At 63.2% G+C, this 14847-nt stretch carries 10 protein-coding genes; 5 read left to right on the top strand and 5 right to left on the bottom strand.

The genetic code is table 11. The annotated features are described in order from the left end of the window. Positions 1-37: 37 nt before the first annotated feature. The 5 genes from ftsZ to K3146_RS07230 all read left to right on the top strand — a co-directional run bounded on the left by ftsZ (position 38) and on the right by K3146_RS07230 (position 6265). A complete protein-coding gene (ftsZ, locus tag K3146_RS07250) occupies positions 38-1801 on the top strand; it encodes a cell division protein FtsZ (RefSeq protein WP_221545609.1) in 1764 nt (587 codons plus the stop codon). Between the two features lie 44 nt (positions 1802-1845). Beyond that, positions 1846-3546, top strand: coding sequence for an SPOR domain-containing protein (locus K3146_RS07245; RefSeq protein ID WP_221545608.1), 1701 nt, complete (start codon positions 1846-1848; stop codon positions 3544-3546). Between the two features lie 146 nt (positions 3547-3692). Then, positions 3693-4196 carry a type III secretion system chaperone family protein gene (locus tag K3146_RS07240; protein ID WP_221545607.1) on the top strand — a complete coding sequence of 168 codons (504 nt, stop codon included), beginning with the start codon at positions 3693-3695 and terminating at the stop codon, positions 4194-4196. A gap of 125 nt (positions 4197-4321) precedes the next feature. Then, positions 4322-5104: a Bax inhibitor-1/YccA family protein gene (locus K3146_RS07235; protein ID WP_221545606.1), complete on the top strand. Its 783-nt coding sequence runs from the start codon at positions 4322-4324 to the stop codon at positions 5102-5104. 168 nt (positions 5105-5272) lie between these two features. Then, positions 5273-6265: a hypothetical protein gene (locus K3146_RS07230; RefSeq protein ID WP_221545605.1), complete on the top strand. Its 993-nt coding sequence runs from the start codon at positions 5273-5275 to the stop codon at positions 6263-6265. Positions 6266-6313: 48 nt separating this feature from the next. Here the strand turns inward: K3146_RS07230 and K3146_RS07225 are convergent, their stop codons facing one another. Genes K3146_RS07225 through K3146_RS07205 form a run of 5 tightly spaced genes read right to left on the bottom strand, consistent with a single transcriptional unit; the run spans position 6314 to position 14793 of the window. Further along, positions 6314-7816: a tryptophan halogenase family protein gene (locus K3146_RS07225; protein ID WP_221545604.1), complete on the bottom strand. Its 1503-nt coding sequence runs from the start codon at positions 7814-7816 to the stop codon at positions 6314-6316. Next, a complete protein-coding gene (locus tag K3146_RS07220; protein WP_221545603.1) occupies positions 7813-9846 on the bottom strand; it encodes a glycoside hydrolase family 97 protein in 2034 nt (677 codons plus the stop codon). Before K3146_RS07220 ends, K3146_RS07225 begins: the two co-directional genes overlap by 4 nt. Next, the gene (locus K3146_RS07215; protein WP_221545602.1) at positions 9843-11444 is read right to left on the bottom strand and encodes an alpha-amylase family glycosyl hydrolase; all 1602 of its coding nucleotides are present in this window, start codon (positions 11442-11444) and stop codon (positions 9843-9845) included. The genes K3146_RS07220 and K3146_RS07215 overlap by 4 nt, the downstream gene beginning before the upstream one ends. Further along, the gene (locus K3146_RS07210; protein ID WP_221545601.1) at positions 11441-13288 is read right to left on the bottom strand and encodes an alpha-amylase family glycosyl hydrolase; all 1848 of its coding nucleotides are present in this window, start codon (positions 13286-13288) and stop codon (positions 11441-11443) included. The genes K3146_RS07215 and K3146_RS07210 overlap by 4 nt, the downstream gene beginning before the upstream one ends. Next, complete coding sequence (locus K3146_RS07205) at positions 13285-14793, bottom strand: tryptophan halogenase family protein (RefSeq protein WP_221545600.1); 1509 nt, start codon at positions 14791-14793, stop codon at positions 13285-13287. The genes K3146_RS07210 and K3146_RS07205 overlap by 4 nt, the downstream gene beginning before the upstream one ends. Between the last annotated feature and the right edge of the window lie 54 nt (positions 14794-14847).

The raw sequence follows: 14847 nt of genomic DNA, 5'->3' as shown, positions 1-14847 counted from the left end.
CGGCCAAGGCCGGAATTCTGTCCCAAGGGAACGCCCAATGAGCATCAATATCGGACCTGCCTCGAGCGACGACATGCGCCCCAAGATCATGGTGGTCGGTGTCGGCGGGGCCGGTGGCAACGCTATCGCCAACATGATGGACGCCGAGATCGAAGGTGTCGATTTCATCGTCGCCAATACCGATGCGCAGGCGCTTGCGACCTCTCCGGCTGAGAAGCGCATCCAGCTCGGCCCCGATATTACTGGCGGCCTCGGTGCAGGGGCGCGGCCCGAAGTGGGCAAGGCTGCGGCTGAGGAGACGGTCGAAGATATCGAAGATGCGCTCGACGGCGTGAACATGTGCTTCATCGCCGCCGGGATGGGCGGCGGCACAGGTACGGGCGCAGCGCCCGTCATCGCCGAAGCCGCGCGCAAGAAGGGCGTGTTGACCGTGGGTGTGGTCACCAAGCCGTTTCTGTTCGAAGGCACGCGCCGCATGCGGGCCGCCGAAGCGGGCATCGACGAGCTGCAGAAGCACGTCGATACGCTGATCGTCATTCCCAATCAGAACCTGTTCCTCGTCGCCAAGGCGGACACCACGTTCAAGGAGGCTTTCGAGCTCGCTGACGAAGTGTTGCAACAGGGTGTGCGCTCGATCACCGACCTCATGGTCATGCCGGGCCTCATCAACCTCGACTTCGCCGACGTGCGCAGCGTCATGAGCGAGATGGGCAAGGCGATGATGGGCACCGGCACGGCAGAGGGCGACAATCGTGCTCTCGAAGCAGCCGAACGCGCCATCGCAAACCCGCTGCTCGACGGCGTGAGCATGGCCGGCGCCAAGGGCGTGATCATCTCGATCATCGGCGGCGAAGACATGAAGCTGCTCGAAGTCGATGAAGCCGCAAACCACATTCGCGAGCTGGTCGACGAAGATGCGAACATCATCTGGGGCAGTGCCTTCAATCCCGATCTCGACGGCAAGATCCGCGTTTCGGTGGTCGCCACGGGTATCGAGCAGGATGGCAGCGCAGTTGCCGCCCAGCAGCGCAATTTCTCGATGGCGCCTCAGCGCGCGCCTCAGCGTCCGGTCCTGGATCTGCAGGAAAGTGAAGCAGAGGACGAGCCGTTCGAACTGAGCGAGGGTCTGTCAGCCGATCCCGAGCCGGAGCCGATGCCGGAACCTGCGCCCGAGCCGGAGCCTGAAGTCGTCGAGGCTGCCTATGACGACAGCGAGGACGAAGAAGGTCCGCTGATGAACCCAGCCGGACTTTCCCCGTCCGATGGCGATGATTTTGGCGATGACGAGTTCGAAGAGGATGACGGTATCGTCGATCCGCTTGCCGGGCTTCGAGACGAACATACGGAGCGTTTCGAGCAGGATGACGAGGGCAGCGTCCCGCCGCCCGCCGAGGACCACAACTTCACCTACGGCGCGGCCGAAGGCGAGGGTTTCGCCGAGGATGCCGGGGCTCCGCCCCCGCTCGACCTTGGCGAGGAGGCCGACGAAATTGTCGATCCCAACTACAGCCCGCTGGCACAGAAGCCCGGCCGTGGCCCTGCCGCTCCGGTTGGCGACGCAGGAGCTGGTGGCGGTGCCGCCGGTGGCGGCTTCGCTGGTGGTGGCTCCGGCGGTGGCGGCGGTGGCGGTGGCCCTGCAGGTGGCGGTGCTTCGCAGGGTAGCACGCTCTTCGAACGCATGGCCAATCTCTCGCGCGGCCCGGGCACCTCGCAGGATGAGGATGATGAGGACGAGGATGACGACGAGGGCGGCAGCGGCCTCAACATCCCGCGTTTTCTCGGTCGCCAGAACAACCAGTAGGATTTTCTGAACCGACGCGCGGTCTCGCGCGTTGGCAAACCGATATGGCAATTCGCACGATCAGGCGATTGGCAACTGGCGCTGCGCTTGTCGCGCTGGCGGCAGGCGTTGGGCCTTTGCGCGCGCAAGAGGTGGTGCAGTCCTTGCCACCGGAGGGCACGCAGGAGCTCAACACCGCGCTCCAGCGGCTCGCGCGCAATGCCAATGATGTGACCGCGCTGATCGATGCGGGCGATGCTGCGCTCAGGCTCGGTGACGTCGCCGCGGCTATCGGCTTCTTCGGTCGCGCCCAGGCGATTGCGCCGTCCAATCCGCGCATCTCGCTTGGCCTCGCGCGCGCATACACGCTGTCTCGCCGCCCGGTGGAGGCGTTGCGACTATTTGCTGAGGCAGAGCGCGGCGGCATTGCAGCCGCCGAGATGGCCGAACACCGCGCATTGGCCTTCGACCTCGTTGGGGATGCGCAGAGCGCGCAGGAGCTCTACCTGATTGCAATCGCCAATGGCGCGGATGACGGCGCGCGCCGCAATCTGGCGCTGAGCCAGGCGATATCGGGTGACAGAGCCGGATTCGAGGCAACGCTGCTCCCCATGCTCGAAGCCGGCGATTTTGCAGCCTTTCGCACCCGGGCCTTTGGCCTTGCCATCCTTGGCGAGACCGATGCCGCGATCAAGATTGCCCGCGATATGATGCCCGCGCAGGCGGCCTCGCAGATCGAACCATACCTGCGCTACATGTCCGAACTTACCCCCGCCCAGCAGGCCGCAGCCGGGGCGCTGGGTGTGTTCCCCCGGGCGGCAGCAATCGGGCGCGACGATGTCGAGATTGCGACCTATTCTCCCTCACAGGTGGGATCGGTGGGCAGGGCGGATCGTGCGCTGGAGCCCAGCGGCGCTCCGCTCGGCTCGCTCGCACCAGCGCGCCGAGAGGCCGAACTGCCGCCTGTTGCTCAGAGCAGTCCGCCAACCGATCCCGTCGTCGCTGCGCAAGACACACCGGCGGTGACCGTCACGCAGCCCGATCCAGACCGCCGCGAGCAGCAGAGCATGGAGGACGCGTTCGCATCCTTCGACCTGCCTCCCAGTGCCTCCACCGCTCCCCGCGCCGGGGCAGTCGATATCACTGCTATCGAGGCGCCACGCGAGACGAATGAGCCGCCCCCGCCTGTGATCCCGGCGCGGCACTGGGTTCAGGTCGCGACCGGGCGCGATATCAGTGCGCTCGGGTTCGACTGGCGCAGGATCAGCCGCAATTCGGGGGGCGAGCTTGCCGGCAAGAACGCCTTCACCGCCCCGTGGGGAGAAGCAAACCGCTTGCTTGCCGGACCCTACGACAGTGCAGGTGAAGCACGCGAAGTAGTCGGCCGCCTCAAGGCCATAGGCGTCGACAGTTTCGCCTTTTCCAGCGCCCGCGGGGAGGAAGTCTTCCCGCTCGAAGGTGCAAGGGCAGCTCCTGCACAGCCCGCACCTCCTGCCCACCCAGCGCGAAACTGGGTGCAGGTCGCGACCGGTCGAGACCGGCAGGCGCTGGGGTTCGACTGGCGCCGGATTGCGCGCGGTGCCGAGGGCGAACTCGATGGCAAGGGGCCATTCGTCGTCGAATGGGGCGTTGCCAACCGCCTGCTCGCCGGGCCCTACGATTCGCCCGCGGAGGCCCGTGAGGCGGTCAACCGGTTGAAGGCGCTTGGGATCGACAGTTTCACCTTCACCAGCGAAGACGGGCAGGCCATCGAGACGCTCGACTGATTGGGCGCCCCTATCCGTAAGCGGGTGCTTGTTCACAGGCTTTGCACAAGCCGATTGCGTTCTCCCCAGCACCGAGCGTTGGCGCGATTGCCAAGCGCCTTAACCATTCTCCACATGGGACCCATGACACGGACGAGACAGCGCTGATGCGTGCAGGAGACACGCGATACGAGGTCGAGGAGGACGCCGCTCCGCTCGACATGCTTGTGGCGTTGTTCGAAGCGCGCGGCTGGCCATGCGAGGTTGGTTCGGAAGAGATTTGCGGCGAGATTCAGGGCAGCTGGGCCAAGTATCAGCTACGCGCCATCTGGCGGCCCGAGGATCGCGTGCTCCAAGTGCTGTGCCTGCCGGACATCCGCATTGCAGCCGAAAAGATGGGCGCTGCGCAGGAACTCGTCGCACTGGCCAATGAGCAGATGTGGCTGGGCCATTTCGATATCTGGTCGAATGGCGGCGTGATGCTCTATCGGAACGGCACCCTGTTAGGCCGCGAAGGGCTGCTCAGTCTCGATCAGGCGCAATCGCTGGTCGAACTTGCAGTGGAGGAATGCGACCGGTTCTACCCGGCATTCCAGTTCGTCCTATGGGGCGACAAATCGCCGCGCGAGGCGCTCAAGGCGGCGATGGTGGATGCCGCAGGGGAAGCCTGAGCCAAATCCTTGATTTTGCATTAGGCATGTCCGTTCCGGTTTCGCTTGAAATCCTCCGGTAAAAACCCGATATTCTTTTCAGAAGCAGGGCATTTTGCGCCCTTGCACTAGGGAGATTTGAAACAATGGCCGATTGGAACGACACCAACCGCCGAGTGGACATGACGTCCGTTCCGCGCGCTGGCGACGCGGCTACCCGTGGAACCACCTTCGACGCGGGGCTGCGCAAGCACATGCTGTCGATCTACAACATGATGGCATCGGGCGTGCTGCTGACCGGCATCGTTTCGCTGCTGTTCGTGAACACCCCGCTGTTCGACGCGGCCTTCAACGTTGTGCAGACGCCCTACGGTCGTTCGCTGCAGGTCACCGGCCTCGGCTGGGTGATCAAACTGGCTCCGCTGGCCTTCATCCTCGCCATCTCCTTTGGCGGGATCGGGCGGTTCAGCAAGACCACGCTTCAGGCGATGTTCTGGACCTTTGCGGTTTCGATGGGCCTCTCGCTGTCGACGATTTTCGCGGTCTACACGGGTGAATCGGTCGCTTCGGCGTTCTTTGCCGCTGCCGCCGCATTCGCCGGGCTGAGCCTGTTCGGCTACACCACGAAGAAGGACCTTTCGGGCTGGGGCAGCTTCCTGCTGATGGGCCTGATCGGTATCATCGTGGCGATGCTGCTCAACGCCTTCGTGTTCCAGTCGGGCGCGATGGGCCTGGTCATTTCGATCCTCGGCGTGCTGATCTTCGCTGGCTTCACCGCCTACGATACGCAGCGCCTGAAGGAAGAATACGCCTACCTGCGCGGCACGGAGTTTGCCGGCAAGGCCGTCGTGATGGGTGCGCTGAGCCTCTATCTCGACTTCATCAACCTGTTCCTCTTCATCCTGCAGTTCCTCGGCAACCGCGAGTAATTCTCACCGCCGACCGCAACTGCCGGTCTACCCAACGTGCCCGGGGCGAAACCTTCGCCCCGGGCATTTTCTTTGTCGGCACAGGAGGCTAGGGTCCTTGTCGCTTCATCCCCGATCAATGCGTGACGGGCGATGATGCCAACAAGCCTTGAGGAGGGTCCGCACCCCGTGAGCCGTGTGTCTATCCAGTCAATTCGCCTTGCCGCCATGGCTGCGGGCCTCGCAGCAATCGCCGCCTGTGCTACGCCGCCCCCGCCTCCTCCACCGCCACCACCGCCTCCGCCTCCCCCTGCGCCGGTCGTAATTCCACCGCGCCCGACGCCGCCTTCCGGTGCGTCGCTCGGCATGACCATCCCGATGATGGCTGCAACGGGAGTGCGCCAGACGGTCAACGCCAACCTCACGCCAGCGCAAACCACTTGGAACCTTCGTTCGGCGCTCAACGTGGCAGCGCTCAATTGCCTCGATCCCAAGCACGCCTCGCTGGTCGACAATTATGGCGCCTTCCTGAAACGCAAGGCGCGCCAGCTGTCGGCGACCAATCGGGCCCTGCAGAGCGAGTTCCGCCAAGCCTATGGCGTGACGTACCGCGACGTGCAGGATTCCTACATGACGCAGGTCTACAACTACTTCGCCCTGCCGCCGGCGAAGGCGGATTTCTGCGAAGTCAGCCATGCGATTAGTCAGGAAGTACTGACGATCGAACCGAATACGCTGGAAACCTATGCCGCTTCTGCGCTCCCGCGGATCGAGGCCGTCTTCGAGGACTTCTTCCGGGCCTATGAGCAATACCGCGTGGATCTCGCTGCGTGGGATTCGCAATACGGTCCGCCTACGGTGACGACGACAGTGCAGGGCTACGTGAACCCGCTCGATCCGAATGTCGAAGTGGAGCCGGGTCAGACCGTGGTGGGCGCCATGCCTGCGACCGCGCCTGTCAGCGCCCCCGGCGAAACGCAGGCTCCTGTCGATCTTCCCCCTGCGAGCGAAGAGCAGGTGCCCATCGTCATAGCCGGTGATGCTCCCGCCGATGGAAGCGCGGCTCCCGTTACCCTGCCGACCGAAGGCCCGATCTTCCAGTCGGGCGAAGTGGTGCAGGGCCAGCAGGGAATTGGCGAGGATATCGAGCCGGACGCAGCCGACGACACGCCCGTCCCCTGACTATCTCGCGCCGCTCACTCTAAGTTGGCACGCCTGCATGCCGGAAGGCTACGAGAGCGGATCGTAGTCCGGGAAGTTGCGCGCGCATGCCTGCAGCATGGCTCGGACGTCTTCGAGGCTTGCAGCTTCGATGCCCGCAGGGAGCTGCTGGAGTTTCTCACGATCCGGGAAACAGCCATAGCCTGCGAGCAGGCAGTGCCAGCTTAGCGAGGGATAGGCGGGTGTCCGTCCGTTGATCTCGCGGTTCGCGCTTCCGATGTCCTCGTGCGTGAACCAGGCGGTTATCATCGCTTTCAGGCCTTCGGGCAGGGCCTCGTTTGCCCCGTTCTCTCGCCAATAGTCGCTGTCGGTCCGACCGTTCATCCGGTAATGCGCCACGATATAGTCACGGATTCCGTCGTAACGCTCGGCAATACGGCGGTTGAAGGTATCGCGATGCTTTGGTGTGAAGCCGCCAGCCTCGAATGCCTTGGCGAAATCGGTCGCGGTGTAGATGACGATGTGGAGGGCCGTTGCCTCCAGCGGCTCGATGAACCCCTGCGAGAGGCCCGCAGCAAGACAATTGCCCGTCCAGCTGTTTTCGACCCGGCCGACCTTCATGTGCAGTAGCCGCGCCTCCCCAGCGTCTTTCTCGGTCCCGATAGCTGCGCGCAGTTCTGCCTCCGCGTCTTCATCGGAGATGTGGCGCGAGGAGTAGACGTAGCCATTGCCGACGCGCGAGGTGAGCGGGATCGACCACCGCCAGCCCGCGCTCATGGCGATGGCATCGGTCTGCGGGCGGGGCGTCGAGGAGTGTGCGGTGGGCATAACGACCGCCCGATCATTGAACAGGTTCTCGCCGAAAGAGATGAACCGCGTACCGAGCCTTTGCTGCGACAGGATCGAGGCGAAGCCGGAGCAATCGACGAAGAAATCCGCTTCGATCCGCTCGCCGCCTTCGCAAAGGAGCGCAGCGATCTCCTGTTCGCCGGACAATTCGACTTCTTCGACCTTGAGCGGGCGGTGTTCAACGCCGCGCCCCACTGCCCAATCACGCAGGAAGGTGCCGAGCTTGTGAGCATCGAAATGGTAGCCGTAGCTGGGTGCGAAAGGGAATGTCTCTTCCGCGCGCGGCGATTTGCTTTGCTCTGCCAGGATCGAGGCGAGGAACCAGTCGTCCGGATGTGCCGGCACATCGGCGCCCTTTCGCCTCAGGGCGCAATTTTGCGCGAAGCCGGGTTCGCTGTGCAGGTCGACGGGGCCGGGGAAGGGGTGGAAATAGCTCTCGAAGCCGGGGGTCTCGCTCCAGCCTGTAAAACGGATGCCGAGCTTGTAGGTCGCATCGCAGGCGCCCATCCACTCGCGTTCCGCAATGCCAAGCAGGTCGAAGAAGGCCTTGAGCTGGGGTGTGGAGCCTTCGCCGACGCCGATGATCCCGATCGCGGGACTTTCGACAACGGTGACTTTGCCGCCGCGCGCGCCCCATTCGTGGTGCAGGAGGCAGGCCGTTATCCAGCCCGCGCTTCCGCCGCCCAGGACGACGATGTGCGGAGGTTTCGGCCCTTCGCTCACCCTTGGGGAACGAACTCGATGGCGAAGCCGCCCGCCGGTGCGATCCTGAGTTCAAGCGTGTCATCGCCGCTGACCGTCCGGGTTTCGACTTCCATGGCGTGGCGATCATTGCCGAGGCCGTTCGCGCGTGCACCGTCGCGCCAGATGGTGGCGGCATAGCGCTTGCCCGGATCGAGGAAGGAAAGCGGGACGCTGACGCTGCGCTCCGCCTCGTCAGTAACCGCGCCGACATACCAGTTGAGCGTGTCCCGATCGCGCCTGGCGATCACGGCAAATTCGCCGACCTTTCCGTCGACCAGCATGCTTTCCGCCCAGTCCGCGGGCACGCGCTTCACGAAGTCGAGCGCGCGGGGATATCTGGCAATGTTCTCGGGCAAGTCGGCGACCATCTGGATCGGCGAATAGATCGTGACGTAGAATGCCAGCTGCCGCGCCAGTGTGCTCGGCAGGTCGGGTGCCGTGGCCCCGCGACCCTCGAGCGAGAACACACCAGGCGTATAGTCCATGGGACCAGCCAGCATCCGTGTGAAGATCAGTTCGGGCACATGGCCCGGATCGTTCTTCGGCTCTGCCCAGGCATCGTATTCCGCACCGCGCGCGCCCTCGCGGCTCACCCAGTTGGGATAGGTACGGCGCAGCCCGGTATCCTTGATCGGTTCATGCGGATTGACTGCGATCTGGTGCTCGGCGGCTTCCTCGACGACCTTGAGATGGTGCCGGACCATTTCCTGTCCGTCGTGCCACACGAAGGTTTCGCCCCAGCCGCCTTCGCCCGCAGGTGCGATGACGCCGCCCGCATCGGCGACATAGCCAGTCTTGACCGCGTCGATCCCGAGGCTCTCGTAGAATGCCATCGCGTCCTCGAGCTGCTCTTCGTAGACCTTGATATTGCCACCGGTCTCATGGTGGCCGATGATCTTGACGCCCTTCTCCTCGCCGTAGCGGGCGACTTCGGCGATATCGAAATCGGGATAGGCTTCGGTGAAGCTGAAATCGCGGCCGTTGCCGAACCAGTTACCGTCCCAGCCCTTGTTCCAGCCTTCGATCAGGACGCCGCGGAAGCCGTGTTCGGCAGCGAAGTCGATGTATTTTTTGGCGTTCTCGGTCGTCGCGCCATGCTTCTCGCCGCTGGCCCAGCTCTCGATATCGAGATGCATGCCCCACCAGATGCCGATATATTTGTGCGGCGTGAACCAACTGACATCGCCGAGCTTGTTGGGCTCGTTGAGATTGATCGTGATGTCGCTCTCGAACAGGCCCTTGGGGTTGGATGAGATCAGGATGGTGCGCCATGGCGTGTGGAAAGCGCCGTCGCGCACGACCTTCGCACCGCGCGGACTGGGTGCGAGCTGCGCACGCAGGCGCGTACCGTCGATACGCTTCAGCCACATCCCTGAATAATCGACCAGCGCCGCTTCATGGAAGGAGAGGTGGGTGCCGTTGTCGAGCACCATCGTCACAGGCGTGTGCACCGTGGACAATGCACTGATCGGCGTCTTGGAGTAGAGATATTCGTACCGGTTCCAGTCACCTGCCGGGATAGACCAGGCGGTGCCATCGCTGGCGATATTGAACTCGGTGAGCTCTTCCGCGATGTTGGTGAAGCGCTTTTCCGGGTTCTCCGGGAACTCGGTGCGGAAGCCGATGCCGTCGTCGAACACGCGCAGGCGCACCGTGATCTCTCGCGCCCCCTCGTCTCTTTGGCGGAAGGTTACTGCCAGTTCATTGTGGCTGTCGATCACCCATTGCTGCTCGCCCCAGGGTTGCTCCCAAGTGGTGTTGGTGGCCTGCTCGCGAAAGCCTACGACTTCGAAGTTGCGACGCAGTGGATCGGCATCGGTGAATGTGAAACCTAGGTTCGACTTGGCGATGATCGGCACGCCATCGCGGCTCACCTCGTAAAAGGGAATGCCTTCGCCATCGGCATCGAGCGTGACCTTTATCCGGCCATCGGGAGAGGTGACGGTCTCGGCCTGTGCGGCGTTCAAGGGGAGCAGCGCGGCGGTCAGCAGAAGAGCGAGGCGGGTCATTCGGAAATCTCCGTTATGATTGCGGCATAGGCCGGCAAATCGCTGTGGCTCGCACCGTTGATAGCCATCAGGACGCGGCCTTGGCAATCGTCGAGACCGATCGGCTTGGTGCCGAGATTGAAGCGGAATTCGAGGGTCTGGCCCGCGGCTTCGCGGCGGAGGATCAGCAAATCGCCGTCATGCCGGCATTCGGTTACCTTGCCGTGTTTCATGGCCGGATTGGCGCGGCGCAGCGCTATCGCCTTGCGCGTGGATGCAAGCAGGGAGCCTTCTTCGCGATCCTGCACCGCAACCGGCCGCGCGCGATTGGCGTCGCCGACGGGGAGCCAGGGCTCCTTGCTGCCGAATCCCGCACTGGCGCTCTCGTCCCACGGCATGGGCGTACGGGCACCGTCGCGGCTCAATGTCAGCGGCCAATTGGCGATCGCCTCGGGGTCGTGCAACTGGTCGAAGGGGATATCGACCTGCCTCAACCCCAGTTCCTCGCCATAATAGAGGATCGCATTGCCGCGCAGGCTCATCAGAAGGAGGGTCTTGAGCCGCGCGAAGGCATCGCAATCCTCGCCATTGCACCAGCGGCTGAGTGCACGCGGTGCGTCGTGGTTCTCGAATGCCCAACTCGGCCATCCGACACCTTCTTCGTCCGGCCATTCGGACAGCGAACGGCACACGAGCTGTGCGGTGAGTTTTTCCGCATAAAGGAAGTTGAAGCTGTAGGCCGAATTGAGGTGATCTTCGCCCTCGGTGAAGAGCCGCATCTCGCGCATGGCATCGTCGCCGCCGACTTCCGCGACAGTGAAGACCCCGTCGAAACTGTCGGTAAGCTCGCGGATCCGCTCGATGAAAGCCGGGATGTCGGCGTGACCCTGGTTGAATTTCTTGAGCTGGAAATCGAACGAGCGCGTGCGCGCCTTGTCGGTGGCCGGAGCTGGCGGATTATCGCGCAGCTCCGGGTCGTGCATCGCGAAATTGAGCGCATCGATCCGGAAGCCGTCGACGCCGCGTTCCAGCCAGAACCGCATTACCTCCAACACAGCGTCCTGAACCTCTCGATTGTGCAGGTTGAGCTGTGGTTGCGAGCTGAGGAAATTGTGCATGTAATACTGGCCGCGCCGCGCGTCCCAGGTCCATGCCGGGCCCCCGAAGACCGACTGCCAGTTGGACGGCGGGGTACCATCGGGCTTGGCGTCGGCCCAGACATACCAGTCCGCCTTTGGATTGTGCCTGCTCGACCGGCATTCCTCGAACCAGGCGTGTTCGTCGGAAGTGTGCGAATAGACCTGGTCGATCAGGACCTTGAGGCCAAGCTCGTGCGCGCGGGTTACCAGCGCGTCGAAATCGGTGAGATCGCCGAAGATCGGGTCGACCTCGCGATAGTCGGACACGTCATAGCCGAAGTCCTTCATCGGCGACTTGAAGAAGGGTGAAATCCAGATCGCGTCCACGCCGAGGTTGGCGACATGCGGCAGGCGCTGCGTAATGCCCGGCAGATCGCCGATCCCGTCGCCGTTTGAATCCATGAAGCTGCGCGGATAGATCTGGTAGATCGTCGCACCCTTCCACCATGGCAGGTCGGAATTGTGTGCCTCGCGGCTCATTCGGCGCGCTCCGACACGCGGCACACGGCCCAGCCGAATGCAGGCAGGGTGAAGGCCGCGCTGCCCGGGGCGGTAGGTGCTGAAGGACAGCTGCCTGCAAGCGTTTCGAAAGCTCTTGCGTCATATCCGAGGGTGACATTGGCGGATTGCGTCGCACCGCTTGTGTTGAAAACGAGGAGGTATTCGCGACCGTCTTCCGGATCGAAGCGACTGGCAGCGAAGATACCGGCCTCGTCTCCATAATGACGAACGACCTGCCGACCGCGTGAAAGCGCCTCGTGCTGGCGGCGAATGTCCGAGAATTCCGCAATCAGGCGGTAGAGCGGGTGCGTGCGATCGAAATTGCTTGTCGCAGTTGTCGCATCGGTGCCGATCAGCTCGTTGTCATTGTAGCTATCGGTAAGGCTGGGGAACATGTCCTCGCGCGCGGCTTGGTCGTTGCCATCGCCCACGAAACCCTGCTCGTCGCCATAGTAGATCACCGGCGATCCGCGCAGCGTCAGCAGCATGGCGTGGGCGAGCCTGGTCCGGGCAAGCATCTCGTCGCTGCTGATGTCTGGGTTGTCCCAGCGCAGCATGGTGGTGAAACGGCCCATGTCGTGATTGCCGAGGAAGGTCGGCATGCCGAGAGCGGCTTCCTCGCCGCCTTCGTAGAGCACATCGCCATCGAACAGTTCGTTGAGGATAAAGGTTCCCTTGCCCATGCTCACGGTTTCTCGAATGCCCTGCTGGAAGGCGAAATCGAGCACGGCGGGAAAGCCGTCGCGGCGAGTGTATTGGGCAATGTATCCATTGTCGTGATCGTCGCGGTAGACTTCGCCGAAGATGTGGAAGTTCGGAATGCCAGCTTCCCGCGCGGTGTCCAGCATTGCGGGTACGAATTCCTGCCAGAACTCCGGATTGACGTGGCGCGCAGTATCGACGCGGAAGCCGTCGATGCCGGTGTCGCGGATCCATCCCGCATAGATGTCGATCATGCCCTCGACCACGCGCGGATGCTCGGTGAAGAGGTCGTCGAGACCGACGAAATCGCCCTGCCGGCTGCTTTCGCCGCTGAAAGTCGTGTCGCCGCGATTGTGGTAGTAGATCGGATCGTTGAGCCAGGCGGGGACCTTCACGTCCTTCTCTGCCTCGGGCACGACTGGCGTATAGGCGTAACTCGGGTCGGTCAGCTTTGCGAAATTGGCCTCGCTACGATCCTCGTCGCCCATGAAGCCTTCGTTGATGGCTGCACCATTCACCCCGCCTTTGCGCGAATAGGGGAAGTCTCCCTTGCTCCGATAGGCATAGCCCGTCTCGTCGCCCTCAGTGTAGCGGATGACATCGGCCGTATGGTTGGTGATGATGTCCATATAGACCTTCATCCCCCGAGCATGCGCCGCCTCGACGAAGGTGCGGAATTCCTCGCGGCTGCCGAAATGGCTGTCTGGCCGCGTGAAGTCGGTCACCCAATAGCCGTGATAGCCGGCGCTTTCGTTGCCGGGAGGGCCCTGGACCGGCTTGTTCTGGAAGATCGGCGCGAACCAGATGGCGGTAATCCCGAGACCTTCGAGATAGTCGAGCCGCTGCGTGAGGCCAGCAAGGTCGCCGCCATGGAAGAAACCCTTGTGCGCCGGATCGAAGCCATGATCGAGAGGGCCGCCTGTGAAATCACCGAGATCGTTCGATGTGTCGCCGTTTTCGAAGCGGTCGGGCAGGACGAAATAGACAACTTCCTCCGACGGCACGCGCTTCCGAAAGCTGACGTCGGCATCAGGCGCGGGCGGAGGCGTCTGCGCGGTGGCGCAGGCAGCGAGGCCAAGGGCGAGCAAGGGGAATGCGGGGCGCAGGGCGCGTTTCATCATGCTGTCTCCGGTGCGCGGCCAACGAGGCCGGTAAGGAATTCTCGGTGGGTGGGTAGAGCGGCCGCGATGGTCGTCGCCTGCTTTTCGAGGGCTGCGAGGAAGGGACCGACATCCTCGCCCGGCACATTGTCGGCGAGAGGCGACCAGCTGCGCGGTTCGATTCCTTGTCCAAGCATGACCTGCGCCCAGCTGTCGTCCAGGAACAGTTCGTCGTCTTCGCGAACGAACTGGCCGGAATTCGAGAACATCTCGAGCTTCTCGCGAAGCGTATCGGGTGGTGTCATCGCGCGGCAATGGTCCCAGAATGCATCGCCTTCCCGCTCATTCGCGATGTAGTGAAGCACCAGGAAGTCGCGGATGCGCTCCCACTCAACGGTCGACTGGCGGTTGAAGGTCTGACGAGCCTGCGAAAGGTTGTGGCGGTCGCCGGGCAGAAGGTTCAGCAGTCGGGCAATGCCCGATTGAACCAGATGGATCGATGTCGATTCCAGCGGCTCCATGAAACCGGCGGCAAGGCCCAGGCCGACACAGTTGTGGGACCAGAATTCCTTTCGATGCCCGGTCCGGAAGCGGATCGGGCGAGGGTCTGCGAGTGGTTCTGTCTCGAGCGTGTCGAGTAGCAATTGCGTGGCCTCTTCGACCTCCATGAACGAGGAGCAGAATACGTGGCCATTGCCGGTGCGGTGTTGCAGCGGGATCCGCCATTGCCAGCCTGCGGGACGTGCCATCGACTGGGTGTAAGGTCGCAGCTGTTCACCACCCTCGGTCGGGACGGCCAGTGCGGTATCGCAAGGCAGCCATTGGCTCCAGTCCACGAAAGGCACATCCAGCGCCTGCCCCAGAGCGAGGCTGGCAAAGCCGGTGCAATCGATGAAGAGTTCGGCGTGAATCTCGCGCTCGCCTTCGAGCGTGAGGGCCGTGATGTCGCCGCTGGCGCCGTCGCGCTCGAATCTCTCGATCTTGCCCTCGATCCGTTTCACTCCGCGAGCTTCCGAATAGCTTCGCAGGAGCTTCGCGAGGAGCGCGGCATCGAAATGATAGGCGTAGGCGAGGTCGGGTACGGACTTGAGCGAGGCCAGGCTGAACCGCTGCTGCCGCGCGGCAGCAATATTCACACTATAAGCGCCGAAGTCTTCGGCGACGCCCAATGCTCGCCCGCGCAGCCACAGCTGTCGAAAGGGGATGAGCCCGACCGGACGGCCGGTGGTGCCAAAGCTGTGGATGTAACTGTGACCCTCGCGCAGCCAGTCGACGAACTCGATCCCCAGCTTGAAGCTGGCATTGGTCGCGCGCATGAATTCGGCCTGGTCGAGACCGAGACCGATGATCAGATTGTGGATCTGGGGGATGGTCGCCTCGCCCACGCCGACCGTGCCGATCGCATCGGATTCGACCAGGGTGATCTCGGCGGTTGCTCCGAGAAACCGGGCGAATAGTGCGGCAGCCATCCATCCGGCGGTCCCGCCGCCGGCAATGGCAATCTTGAGGTTTTCGGTGTTGCTCATCGCTTCACCATGGCTTTGCGTGTCCGGCCTGCCAACAGGCCGGACACGCCTTGC

Origin of the sequence: Qipengyuania vesicularis (assembly GCF_019711415.1) — a bacterium.
Classification (GTDB): domain Bacteria; phylum Pseudomonadota; class Alphaproteobacteria; order Sphingomonadales; family Sphingomonadaceae; genus Qipengyuania; species Qipengyuania vesicularis.
Note: the sequence above shows the minus strand (reverse complement) of the source record. Positions and strands in the feature narration are given on the sequence as shown.

Coding starts and splice junctions, on each gene's coding strand:
- ftsZ (WP_221545609.1), top strand. CDS start 38: ATGAGCATCAATATCGGACCTGCCTCGAGCGACGACATGCGCCCCAAG.
- K3146_RS07210 (WP_221545601.1), bottom strand. CDS start 13,288: ATGATGAAACGCGCCCTGCGCCCCGCATTCCCCTTGCTCGCCCTTGGC.
- K3146_RS07245 (WP_221545608.1), top strand. CDS start 1,846: ATGGCAATTCGCACGATCAGGCGATTGGCAACTGGCGCTGCGCTTGTC.
- K3146_RS07220 (WP_221545603.1), bottom strand. CDS start 9,846: ATGACCCGCCTCGCTCTTCTGCTGACCGCCGCGCTGCTCCCCTTGAAC.
- K3146_RS07235 (WP_221545606.1), top strand. CDS start 4,322: ATGGCCGATTGGAACGACACCAACCGCCGAGTGGACATGACGTCCGTT.
- K3146_RS07240 (WP_221545607.1), top strand. CDS start 3,693: ATGCGTGCAGGAGACACGCGATACGAGGTCGAGGAGGACGCCGCTCCG.
- K3146_RS07205 (WP_221545600.1), bottom strand. CDS start 14,793: ATGAGCAACACCGAAAACCTCAAGATTGCCATTGCCGGCGGCGGGACC.
- K3146_RS07215 (WP_221545602.1), bottom strand. CDS start 11,444: ATGAGCCGCGAGGCACACAATTCCGACCTGCCATGGTGGAAGGGTGCG.